Genomic DNA, 12,383 nt, shown 5'->3' with positions numbered 1-12,383 from the left:
AGCAGAGTGAGAACGTGCCTGCGCAGGGTATACAGATTCCCCGGGAAGGAGCGCCGCAGGGGGAAACCAGAGAGGCAAGCCGCCCGGCGGAAGACACGATGCACAGTTCAACCCTTCATTGTATTTTACCCGGATAAGTGCTAAAATACATGCATACAAACACAAAATGCCGGACAACGGCAGAATGGAGGATTTATGAGCAGAAAGGTAGTACTGGCCGGCGGCTGCAGAACCGCAATCGGCGTAATGGGCGGAGCGCTTTCCACCGTACCCGCGGCAGATCTTGGGACAATTGTAATAAAAGAGGCTATGAACAGAGCCGGAATCACTCCGGATATGGTTGACGAAGTATATATGGGCTGTGTTATCCAGGCCGGACAGGGGCAGAATGTGGCAAGGCAGGCCGCCGTAAATGCGGGCATCCCTGTAGAGGTTCCCGCCACCACCATCAATGTGTTATGCGGTTCCGGCCTTCACTGCGTTAATCTGGCCGCCAAGCTGATTGCCAGCGGCGATGCAGACATTATCATTGCAGGCGGTACGGAAAATATGTCCCGTGCACCGTATTTGATTCAGCAGGGCCGTTTCGGCTATCGTATGGGCAACGCGCCTCTTGAGGATTCTTTACTGAAGGATGCCCTCACCGATGCCTTCCACGGCTACCACATGGGCATGACCGCAGAAAACATCTGTGAGCAGTGGGGCCTGACCAGAGAACAGCTGGACGAATTTGCCGCAAACAGCCAGCAGAAATGTGAAGCCGCCATGAATGAAGGACGTTTCAAAGAGGAAATCGTTCCTGTGGAGGTAAAAACCAAAAAGGGATCCGTCATCGTGGATACGGATGAAGGCCCCAGAAAAGGCGTCACCAGCGAAGGCCTCGCCAAATTGAAACCTGCCTTTAAAAAAGACGGCGGAATGGTAACCGCAGGCAATGCTTCCGGAATTAATGACGGCGCTGCAGCCATCATAGTCATGAGTGAAGACAAAGCGAAGGAGCTTGGCATCACTCCCATGGCAACCTGGATTGCCGGAGAACTGGCGGGCGTGGATCCTTCCATCATGGGAATCGGGCCTGTGGCCGCCACCAAGAAGGTTCTGAATAAGACAGGCATGCAGATCGGCGATTTTGATCTGATTGAGGCGAATGAAGCCTTTGCCGCCCAGTCTGTAGCTGTTGGACATGACCTGGGCTTTGACCTTGACAAGCTGAATGTAAACGGCGGCGCTATCGCCCTGGGACATCCTGTGGGCTGCTCCGGCTGCCGTATCCTTGTAACCCTGCTTTATGAAATGCAGAAACGCGATGTGAAAACCGGCCTTGCCACCCTGTGCGTGGGCGGCGGCATGGGCTGCGCGGCAGTTGTAAAACGGGATTAATACACGGAGAATGCATTCTATCATTATTCCCCGCGGCCTCAGGGTCTGCGGGGAATTTTATCCATAGGGACAGATGCTGTCATGGTAAGGAGGTGTGCTCTTATGAGACACGAACGAAGTAAAAACTCAGTACAGTTTATGTAATCTGCCGGCAGATTGTACTGAGGTTATGTTTTCCGCTGACAGACATAGCTGTACTGACTTTTCTGCTGCTTTTCAACCATGCACATAAGGAGTACAGATATGAATTATTTAAAAGAAATTGCCGGAAAGAATAAGATCTGGATTTGTATTTACATAAGTCTTGGAATCGGCTTATCCTTTTTGTCCAATTACAATATCAGTTTCTTTCAGAAGCTGATTGATAAATTTACTGACGGCACGCTTTCTTTACCGGTTATTCTGGTCTATGGCGGCCTTCTTCTGTTGCTGTGTCTGGGAAATTACCTGGATGAATATCCGATGCAGAAGCTCAATAATGGCATATATCTGGATTTAAAGCTTCTCGCCCTGTATAAAACAAGCCGGATTGATTATCTGGCTTATCAATCCATGGGAACGGGAAAGCTGATACAAAGAGTGGAGAACGGAGCCATGGCGGGAAAAAATATACTGTGCCAGTTCTGGTTTCGAATTGCACGGGAACTGCTTCCTTCCGCTTTGTTCAGCCTGTTTTTTATTTACCGCCTGAACCATGTGATCGCCTGTACAGTAGCCTGCGGTTATTTACTGGTTTTTCTTATTACCAATTTATTGCTGAAGCTTCTGTACCGGATGAAAGAAAGAGTTCTGGATAACGAAGAACTGCTTAACCACTTTCTCACGCGGGGCTTCATGGAAATGGTCGTTTTCCGCCTGAACCGGAAGTTTAGCGCGGAAATAAAGAAGGCAGAAAAGGCCAGAGATCAGATTGTACGCTCCAAAATAGGGATTTCCTTTATCCACGAAGCTTTTTTTGCAGCTTTTGCAATCCTTATTACCTTGATCAAAGCGGCGCTGATTATATATGCCTGGTATACCCGTTCCATTTCCATCGGTTCGATTGTCGCCCTGCTCACTCTGGTGGATAATGCCTACACGCCCATTGCTATTTTTAATGTATTATTTGTTCAGTTCCGTCTGGATTTGTCTGCATTTGGCCGTTATGCAGATTTTCTTGATTTACCGGAAGAATCCCGGCTGTTTGAAGGGAAGAAGCTGCCGGAATTCCATGGGGACATAAGCATCCGGAAGGCTGTTTTTTCCTACCATGGCATGCCTGTCCTTAAAGAGGTGTCGCTGTCCATATCTCCCGGAGAAAAGGTGGCCCTGGCCGGAAACAGCGGTTCGGGAAAGTCCACTCTGATTAAGCTGATTGCCGGGCTTCTGAAAACGGAAGAAGGCTCTATCTCCATAGACGGGAATGATCTGAACCGGCTTAACCTGGACAGCTATTACAGGCATATTACATATATTCCCCAGGAAAGCCCCGTATTTGACGGCACCCTACGGGAAAACCTTTTATTTGATGCATTGCTTCCGGACGAGGACGCAATCCGCGTTTTAAACAAAGTACAGCTGAAGGGTTGGTTTGACAACCTGCCGGACGGACTGGACACGCAGTTAGGGGAGAAAGGCATTAAGCTGTCAGGCGGCGAAAGGCAGCGGCTGGCTCTTGCAAGACTATGGTTTTCTTCCTCCCGGCTCATTATTCTGGATGAGGCAACCTCTGCGATGGATAATGTAACAGAGGAGCTGGTTATGAATGAAGTGCTGTCACTGACGAACGGCAGAAATATCATTGCCATTGCCCACCGTTTAAATTCTATCCGTTCCTTTGACAGGATTATACTCCTGAAAAATGGGAGGCTGGAAGGCGATGGAAGCTTTTCAGATCTTATGACATATAATCCGTATTTTCAGGAGCTTTACCGGGCTGGTATGTAGATTCTGACCGTAAATATTCACTGAATGCACAAATCGCCGCCAGGCCTTATGACCCGGCGGCGATACTATTTGTGAAATTGGCTTTTCTTTCATTTTCTGCAGTTACTTACAGTAACCGGTCTCCAAATCAATCACATTTTTAAGCGGTTCGCCTGCCTGATACCGTCTCAGGTTATCTGCGAAGATCTCCGCAATCTGCTGAAGGGTTTCCGGCAGCGCATAACCTCCTGAAATATGGGGTGTTATAATCGCTCCGGGCGCTTTCCAGATAGGATGCTCTGCAGGAAGGGGTTCCGGATCAGTAACATCCAGGGCTGCACCTGCGATTTTACCCTCATACAGGGCATCGCTGAGAGCATCCGTATCAATAGCGGTGCCTCTTCCGGCGTTCAGAACAATGGCATTGGAAGAAAGCAATGCGATGCGCTCCCTGTTCAGGACATGATAAGTGGACGGGTTGCCGGGAAGGCTCATGGCGACCACATCCGCCCGGGGAAGAAGGTTATCCAGTTCTTCCATTCCATAGAGTTCATCCACAGCCTCCGGCTTGTCTCCCACGCGGCGCTTTACTCCTATGGTGCGGCAGCCCAGAACTTTCATTTTGGCGGCGAAAGAGGTTCCTATATCTCCCAGGCCGATTACAAGGACCGTTGAACCCTGTATGACTCCAACATGGCCTTCGCTTTTCCACCGGCATGCCAGCTGGTTGACATAATATAAGTCCAGTTTTTTGCGGAGCATGAACAGACAGGCCATCATATGCTCAGATATAGCCAGGCCATAGGCGCCGGTAGCATTGGTGAGCAGCGCGTCCCCGGGCAGTATTCCCGGTGTGCAGTAGCCTTCGGTTCCCGCATTGTTCAGCTGGATCCACTTCAGATTTTCTGCGGCCTGCAGCTGTTCCGGTGATTCCAGATTGCCCAGAATCACCTCCGCTTCTTTCAAAATGTCAGGCGTAATGTCTTTTTTCAGACAGAACCTGAGATCTCCCGCATTGACTGCGGCAGAACGTATCTTCCTTTTTTGTTCCTCCGTAAAAGGAGGCGTTACCAAAATTTTCATATACCCTTCCTTACTGCCAATATTTTCTGACGGCTTCCTGTGCTTCTTCTTCACTGATGCCAAACCTGATTTTCACCTTTTCCACTGTTTGCCGGAAATCGGCACCGAATTCCTTACAGGTTTCTGTTAAAGCTTTCATTCCCTGTTCCAATCCCTGTTCAAGTCCTCTTTCAATACCCTTCTCAATTCCATCATCCACCAAAAGCTTCCCCAATTTTGTCATAGCTATCATCTCCTTCACCCAATTCAGTTCTTTCTCACTTACAAACTTATCCGCAAAAGTATATAACACTGCCAGCATTTTTTCCTGTTCTTCCGCCGACAGGGATCCCGCCGCGTCCTGAAGAATTTTCATGCCTTTAATAATGCGTTCCCCGATTGGGGATTCGCCGGACATTAACGGGGTTAAGAGTACAGATACGAAATCGGCCCGTTCCAGCCTTTCTCCACGTCTTCCCTTTTCCTCCAGACGTCTGAACAGCAAATCAGCATTCCGTCCTTTCAGCCGGACAATCTTTACCCTGTAAGTATTAATACCTACCTTCAATTGCGCCTTCAGGCACTTCACTTTTGAAGAACAAATGACGTAAGTAACCACCTCCACGCCGAATTTCCGGCTCACTGCGGCTTCATATTCCCGAAACCTCCTTAAATCTTCATCTGTAACAGAATCACTTTCAAATTCCAGATGTGACCAGCTCCTGTCCTCCATAACATAGTTAAAGTCCTGATACATCTGCCTTGCCTCAAGCTTCACTGTCTCGGTCGGCGCTATGTATTCCACTATTCCCGAGATACCCAGTGCAGGAAGTAATTCTTCACCAAAATAGTGGGCAGCGGTCTTTAAGGCCAGATCCTCATGATGGAGTCCCTGGTTTTCCGATGGTTTTCCCTCATCTTTTCTTATGTCTTCCTTCACACAGCCTCCTGTTCCGTAAGCCATGCGTAAAAATCTGTCTCCTATTTAATTATAACCACTCATACGGCCCCGGACAACATACTCTTACAATTTTTATTTTTGCTTTCTTATCATACTAAGGAAAATCTTGTCCGATATGGACAGAATGAATTGTTTTATTTCAGAAATGTTTGTTGCACTCCAGACAGATTTTACACATATCAATGCTGTCAGAACCAAGTATTATTATACCATAAGCTGTAATTTCCTCCAACCTTTTTGTGAATCTTATGAATCAGTACTCCATTTTTCTGAAGCACCCGGAAACAAAAAGAATGGCCGCAGCCATTCTTTTCGATTTATTTTCCATCCGGGCCGGGAGCCAGGATTTCCATCATATTTTTCACGTTTTCTGCTATATTTCCGTTGAAAATTGCGGATCCGGCCACAATGATATTGGCACCGGCATCCAGAACGACCTGCACATTGTCCCTGGTGATACCGCCGTCTACTTCGATATCCACATGAGCCTTGCGGGCATCAATAAGCTGCCTGGCCTCCCGGATTCTAGCCGTGGAAGCAGGGATATACTTCTGTCCGCCGAAACCGGGTTCCACCGTCATGACGAGAAGCAGGTCGATTTTGTCCAGATATTTTTCCACAGCCAAAATGGGGGTGGAGGGCTTAATGGAAATCCCTGCCTTGCGTCCCAGGCTGTGTATCCAGTCCAGCGTTTCTTCCACATCGCTGCAGGCCTCCAGATGGACGGTGATGATATCCGCGCCGCTTTTGGCAAAATCCGCCGCATAACGTATGGGCTCTTCGACCATAAGGTGTACGTCAAATACCATATCCGTCACTTTTCTCAAAGAGGAAACCACACACATGCCAAAAGAAAGGGAAGGCACAAACATGCCGTCCATGACATCAATATGCAGATATTCGGCTCCCGCGGCTTCAACCAGGCTGATTTCTTCTCCCAGCCTGGCGCAGTCCGCCGCCAGAATGGATGGTGATAAAATATTCATATTTTTTCTTTCCTTTTGCGCTGTATGGCCGCCCCCATAAGGGCCGGCATGCCTTTTTCAGGTTTATTTTACAAACGCTTTTACTTTTCCATAAATTCCTTCTGCATCCAGGCCATATTTGGCAACCAGGGCTCCTGCGGATCCGGATTCACCAAAGATGTCGTTCATTCCGATACGGCATACCGGTGTGGGCGCTTTTTCGGAAAGCACTTCACACACAGCGCCGCCAAGGCCGCCGATGATGGAATGTTCTTCCGCCGTTACCACTTTTCCGGTCTTCTTTGCAGATTTAATGATGAGTTCTTCATCCAGAGGCTTGATGGTATGGATATTGATTACCTCTGCGCTGATGCCGTCGGCAGCAAGCTTTTCAGCTGCTTCCAGAGCTTCGGGCACGCAAATGCCGGTGGCTACGATGGTAACATCGGTTCCTTCGCGGAGAAGAACGCCTTTTCCGATTTCAAATTTATAATTATCATTGTCATTGATTACCGGTACGGCGGCACGGCCGAAACGAAGGTAAACGGGACCTACATATTCAAGGGCTGCCTGAACTGCGGCTCTCGCTTCCACGGCATCACAGGGATTGATCACTACCATTCCGGGGATGACACGCATAAGGGCTATGTCTTCCAGGCACTGATGGGATGCTCCGTCCTCGCCTACGGTAATTCCGGCATGGGTAGCGCCGATTTTTACATTCAGGTGGGGATAGCCGATGGAATTACGTACCTGCTCATAAGCACGTCCTGCCGCGAACATAGCGAAGGAGCTGGCAAAGGGGATTTTCCCTACGGTGGAAAGCCCTGCCGCAATGCCCATCATGTCACATTCTGCAATACCGCAGTCGATATGGCGTTCGGGGAATGCTTTCTGGAAGGTATTGGTTTTGGTGGCATTTGCCAGGTCGGCATCCAGGACTACCAGGTTGGGATACTGTGCGCCGAATTCAGCAAGGGCTTTTCCGTAAGCTTCTCTGGTTGCGATTTTCTGAACAGGTTTGTTATTTACTTCTGACATAATGCTTCACCTACTTTCTCCAAATCTGCCATTGCCACTGCATACTGCTCATCATTAGGAGCGGTTCCGTGCCATGCCACATTGCCTTCCATGAAGGAAACTCCTTTTCCTTTCAGGCTGTGTGCAATGATTGCAGTGGGCATGCCTTTGGTTTCTTTCGCTTCTTTGAATGCCGCGCGGATGGCATCGAAATCATGGGCATCTATATTGATTACATGGAAATTGAATGCTTCGAATTTCTTGTCGATAGGGTAAGGAGAGCATACCTGGTCGATAGGGCCGTCGATTTGGAGGCCGTTGTTGTCAACAACTACTACCAGGTTGTCCAGCTTATGGAAACCTGCGAACATGGCTGCTTCCCATACCTGTCCTTCTTCGATTTCACCGTCGCCCAGAAGGGTATATACGCGGTAATCTCTGTTATCCAGTTTTCCGCCGAGAGCCATGCCTGCTGCTGCGGAAATTCCCTGGCCTAAGGATCCGGTTGACATATCAACGCCGGGGATGTGCTGCATGCAGGGATGTCCCTGAAGATAGGAACCCAGTTTACGCAGGGTGGTGAGATCTTCTACGGGGAAAAAGCCTCTGTGTGCAAGGGTGGAGTAAAGTCCGGGGGCTGTGTGGCCCTTGGACAGGACAAAACGATCTCTTTCCGGTTTGTCGGGGTTCTCCGGGTCAATGTTCATTTCTTCAAAGTAGAGATAGGTAAAGATATCTGCTGCGGAAAGGGATCCGCCGGGATGACCGGCTTTGGCACTGTGAACGGCTGTTACAATGCCTTTGCGGATCTCGTTCGCCATTTTTGCGAGTTCAAGATTATCCATGAATGATTTTCCTCCATATAATATGATTTGGGGTGGGGTGGTGGTGACCAAAGTTAAAAGGACGCATAAAGCGGAAGGGGTGAGGGGGCCGGGGTATCGGGGTGGTGGTACCGGACGGCAGAACCTCAAGACCTTCGGTCTTTCGGTCGCTTCGCTCGCCGGGCAGGTTCAGAAGGTCTGGGAAGGGCAAGCATGGATGTGGGGCGTATCCATGTTTGTCCTTCCCAGGCCTTCTGAGCCTGTCCGGTTCTGCCTGGTCACGAATATAATACTCTATTTACCCCCGTTTTGTCCATAGTAAGCGTTGGCTCCGTGTTTTCTGAAGTAGTGTTTGTCCTGGAGTTCCTGAGGAGCGGGCTGGATTCTTGCGTTAATTGCTTCGGCACGGTAGGCCATTTTAGCCACTTCTTCCAGAACTACGGCATTGTGCACTGCTTCGTGGGCATCTTTGCCCCAGGAGAAGGGTCCGTGGTTTTTGCAGAGTACGGCGGGTACTGCTTTGGGGTCTTTTCCCATGGCCTTGAATTCATTTACGATAAGATGTCCTGTATTTTCCTCATAGGCGTCTTCGATTTCTTCTTTGGTCAGGCAGCGCAGGCAGGGAACCTCTCCGTAAATGTAATCCGCATGGGTGGTTCCGTAGCAGGGAATGCTTCTACCTGCCTGGGCCCAGCTGGTGGCATAGGAGGAATGTGTATGGACGATTCCGCCGATTTCAGGAAATGCTTTGTACAGCTCCACATGTGTTGCCGTATCGGAGGAGGGGTTATACTTTCCTTCCACTTTATTACCATTCAGATCCACAATGACCATATCTTCAGGGGTCAGCTTGTCATAATCCACGCCGCTGGGCTTAATGGCAAACAGTCCGCTTTCTCTGTCGATTTCACTTACATTTCCCCATGTAAAGGTAACCAGGCCGTGCCGGGGAAGAAGCATATTGGCTTCGTATACTCTTTTTTTCAGTTCTTCTAACATGTTTCCATCCTCCCGTCCGCTTTGGCGGACATTTTTCTCCAAAAGTCTTCTGTTTCCTGATACGGGCGCCCTCCGTCAGAAAGGCGCCGCATGATTTACAGCTAAATCAGATTTTCCACAGCCGCCTTCTCAATAGGAAGCCCTTTCGTATAACGTTCCACAAACTTATTGAAGCCTTCCACATCTCTTGGATCGGGCTCGATCTTCACGCCGGCATTTCCTGCAAACACTCTGTTATCCAGGAACTGTGCCAGAGATTCACCGTCCTTTTTGGTCATCATATAAGACGCCAGGAGGGCAATTCCCCAGGCTCCGCCTTCTCCTGCGGTTTCCATTACGGATACCGGAGCATTAACGGCTGCCGCCAAAAGCTTCTGTCCCACTTCCTTTGTCTTGAACAGGCCTCCGTGTCCCAGCAGCTTGTCAATCTGTACATTCTCTTCCTTCAGAAGGATATCCAGGCCTGTTTTCAGTGCGCCCAGCGCGGTAAACAGGTGAACACGCATGAAGTTCGCCAGATTAAAATTGCTTTCCGGATTTCTTACGAACAGCGGACGGCCCTCTTCAAAGCCTGTAATATGCTCTCCGGAGAAATAATTGTATGCCAGCAGGCCTCCGCAGTCCGGATCCCCTTCCAGAGCTTTCCGGTAAAGGGTGCCGAACAGATCATTTTTATCCACCTTCATACCGAACGCCTGTGTAAATTCCTCAAACAAATCAATCCAGGCATTCAGATCTGAGGTACAGTTATTGCAGTGAACCATGGCAACGGCGCTTCCGTCAGGGGTCATTACCATGTCAATTTCAGGATGTACCTTTGCCAGTTCTTTTTCCAGTACTACCATGGCAAACACACTGGTGCCCGCAGATACATTGCCGGTACGCTTTGCCACGCTGTTGGTCGCTACCATTCCGGTTCCTGCATCTCCTTCCGGAGGACAAACAGGGATTCCAGCCTGAAGCTGGCCTGTTGTATCCAGAAGACGCGCGCCTTCTTCCGTCAGGCAGCCTGCATTCTCACCTGCACCAAGGATTTCCGGCAGAATATCCAGAAGCTTCCAGGAAAAGCCTTCCGGAGCCACAAGCTCATCAAAAGCCTTTACCATCCTGCTGCTGTACTGTCTGGTTGCCGCGTCCACCGGCATCATTCCTGCTGCCTCACCGATTCCCAGCACCTTCCTGCCCGTCAGCTTCCAGTGTACATAACCCTCCAGGGTTGTCAGGAAATCGATATCCTTCACATGCTCTTCTTTATTCAGGATCGCCTGATACAGATGGGCCACGCTCCATCTCTGGGGAATATTAAAATCAAAAAGTTTCGTAAGCTTTACAGATGCTTCTTCGGTAATGGTATTCCTCCAGGTACGGAAAGGCACCATCAGCTCTCCCTCTTTATTGAAAGCCATATAGCCATGCATCATGGCGCTGATACCAAGCGCTCCCACCTTTGTCAGAGTCACGCCGTATTTGGCCTGCACATCCTTTGCCATTTCCTGATAGCTGTCCTGCAGGCCGTTCCAGATATCCTCCAGGCTGTAGGTCCAGATATTATTTTCATAACGGTTTTCCCATTCATGGTTTCCCGCGGCGATAGGAGTATTATCCTCTCCTACCAGCACAGCCTTGATTCTGGTGGATCCGAATTCAATACCTAAAGCTGTCTTCCCGTTTACAATCGCATCTCTTATTTCTGTCATACCCATTTTAAAATCCTCCTCCTTATCTGTAATAAATACTGTTCCATCTCAGCTCATTCTTGAAATTGCGGATGGTAGTGTCTTTATCAATAACAACGCTTTCAATTCCCATGGCCGCCGCCCAGTCAACCATCTGATCAACCGTTAAATCATAAGAAAATGCGGTGTGGTGAGCGCCTCCGGCAAGAATCCAGGCCTGTGCCCCGGTCGCAAGGTCAGGCTGGGGTGTCCAGAATGCTGTGGCTACAGGAAGCTTAGGCATTTCTTTTTCACACTTCTTACAGTCAACCGCATTGATAATGAGGCGGAAACGATTGCCCAGATCCACAAGGGAGGTGGCTACCGCGGGACCCGTTTTGGAAGTGAATACCAGACGGGCAGGATCTTCCCTGTTGCCCATGGAAAGCGGCTGTACTTTAATGGATATGGGGCCTTCCGCAATCGAAGGACAAACTTCAAGCATATGCGCCTGCAGGATTCCTTCTTTTCCCGGAACCAGATTGTATGTATAGTCTTCCATAAAAGAAGTTCCCTTTGCCCCCGGAACTCCTGCCGCCATAATTTTCATCAGGCGTACCATGGCCGCTGTTTTCCAGTCGCCTTCTCCGCCGAAACCATAGCCTTTTTCCATCAGTCTCTGGATAGCCAGTCCGGGAAGCTGCTGCAGTCCGCCCAGCATGCCGAAATGGGTAACAATCGCATGATAATCCCCGTCTTCCAGGAATTTCTCAAGGCCGATCTCTATTTTGGCCTGAGCCGCCACATGAGCGCGGAATTCTTCCGGCTCCCTGCCTTCCAGCAGAATCTGATACTTGCTGTAATACTCCTCCACAAGGGCATTAACGTCTCCCCCGGAAACAGCATTTACGTATTCCACCGCGTCGTTTACACAGTAGTGGTCGATTTCCCATCCGAATTTTACTTCGGCTTCCACCTTATCGCCTTCGGTTACGGCAACATTATTCATGTTGTCTCCGATACGGCAGACCCTGATGTGGGAGGATTCCATAATACCGATAGCCGTTCTCATCCAGCTGCCGATTTTTTCCTGTACTTCTGCATTCGCCCAATGTCCCACAATAATCTTGCGTTCAATCCCCATACGGCTTACCATATGTCCGAATTCCCTGTCTCCGTGTGCGGACTGGTTTTCATTCATGAAATCCATATCGATGGTATCGTAAGGAATTTCCTCATTGAACTGGGTGTGCAGATGGCACAGCGGCTTGCGGTATTCCTTCAGTCCCAGAATCCACATCTTTGCGGGAGAAAAGGTATGCATCCAGGTAATGACACCTGCGCATTCGCCGTCCTCATTCGCCTCATTGAGGGTTCTTCTGATAGTGGCGGGATCGATCAAAGTGGGCTTAAGAACCACTTCAAAGGGAAGCCTGCCGGACGCATTCAGCCCTTCCACGATTTTGGCGGAATGCTCTGCCACTTTTCTCAGACATTCCTCTCCATACAAATCCTGGGAACCTGTACAGAACCAGAATTTGTAGTCTCTTCCTGTTTTCATTTCACATTTCCTCCTGAATAAAATTTATTTGTAATTGTTCCTGTTTACCCT

Annotated in this window: 10 protein-coding genes; 2 read left to right on the top strand and 8 right to left on the bottom strand. The window is 49.3% G+C overall.

Features of this window, described 5'->3' with window-relative positions; translation table 11 throughout:
• Window positions 1–195: 195 nt before the first annotated feature.
• The gene (locus BLA28_RS08685; protein ID WP_071698979.1) at window positions 196–1,380 is read left to right on the top strand and encodes an acetyl-CoA C-acetyltransferase; all 1,185 of its coding nucleotides are present in this window, start codon (window positions 196–198) and stop codon (window positions 1,378–1,380) included.
• 243 nt (window positions 1,381–1,623) lie between these two features.
• On the top strand, window positions 1,624–3,306 hold the full coding sequence (locus BLA28_RS08680) for an ABC transporter ATP-binding protein (protein WP_071698978.1): 1,683 nt from the start codon (window positions 1,624–1,626) through the stop codon (window positions 3,304–3,306).
• Window positions 3,307–3,408: 102 nt separating this feature from the next.
• Here the strand turns inward: BLA28_RS08680 and BLA28_RS08675 are convergent, their stop codons facing one another.
• The 8 genes from BLA28_RS08675 to araA all read right to left on the bottom strand — a co-directional run bounded on the left by BLA28_RS08675 (window position 3,409) and on the right by araA (window position 12,332).
• Window positions 3,409–4,368: a D-2-hydroxyacid dehydrogenase gene (locus BLA28_RS08675; RefSeq protein WP_071698977.1), complete on the bottom strand. Its 960-nt coding sequence runs from the start codon at window positions 4,366–4,368 to the stop codon at window positions 3,409–3,411.
• A 10-nt stretch (window positions 4,369–4,378) separates the two neighbouring features.
• Window positions 4,379–5,287, bottom strand: a complete 909-nt coding sequence (locus tag BLA28_RS08670; protein ID WP_330393271.1) for an RpnC/YadD family protein — start codon at window positions 5,285–5,287, stop codon at window positions 4,379–4,381.
• Window positions 5,288–5,625: 338 nt separating this feature from the next.
• Window positions 5,626–6,294: a ribulose-phosphate 3-epimerase gene (gene rpe, locus BLA28_RS08665; RefSeq protein ID WP_071698975.1), complete on the bottom strand. Its 669-nt coding sequence runs from the start codon at window positions 6,292–6,294 to the stop codon at window positions 5,626–5,628.
• Between the two features lie 63 nt (window positions 6,295–6,357).
• Window positions 6,358–7,314: a transketolase family protein gene (locus BLA28_RS08660; protein ID WP_009254805.1), complete on the bottom strand. Its 957-nt coding sequence runs from the start codon at window positions 7,312–7,314 to the stop codon at window positions 6,358–6,360.
• The gene (locus BLA28_RS08655) at window positions 7,302–8,138 is read right to left on the bottom strand and encodes a transketolase (protein WP_009254806.1); all 837 of its coding nucleotides are present in this window, start codon (window positions 8,136–8,138) and stop codon (window positions 7,302–7,304) included. The genes BLA28_RS08660 and BLA28_RS08655 overlap by 13 nt, the downstream gene beginning before the upstream one ends.
• A 273-nt stretch (window positions 8,139–8,411) precedes the next feature.
• A complete protein-coding gene (locus BLA28_RS08650) occupies window positions 8,412–9,116 on the bottom strand; it encodes an L-ribulose-5-phosphate 4-epimerase (RefSeq protein WP_009254807.1) in 705 nt (234 codons plus the stop codon).
• Between the two features lie 101 nt (window positions 9,117–9,217).
• A complete protein-coding gene (locus BLA28_RS08645; RefSeq protein ID WP_071698974.1) occupies window positions 9,218–10,819 on the bottom strand; it encodes a xylulokinase in 1,602 nt (533 codons plus the stop codon).
• A gap of 16 nt (window positions 10,820–10,835) precedes the next feature.
• Window positions 10,836–12,332, bottom strand: a complete 1,497-nt coding sequence (gene araA, locus BLA28_RS08640) for an L-arabinose isomerase (RefSeq protein ID WP_044966074.1) — start codon at window positions 12,330–12,332, stop codon at window positions 10,836–10,838.
• Window positions 12,333–12,383: the final 51 nt, after the last annotated feature.

Source organism: Eisenbergiella tayi (assembly GCF_001881565.1).
Lineage (GTDB): Bacteria > Bacillota > Clostridia > Lachnospirales > Lachnospiraceae > Eisenbergiella > Eisenbergiella tayi.
Note: the sequence above shows the minus strand (reverse complement) of the source record. Positions and strands in the feature narration are given on the sequence as shown.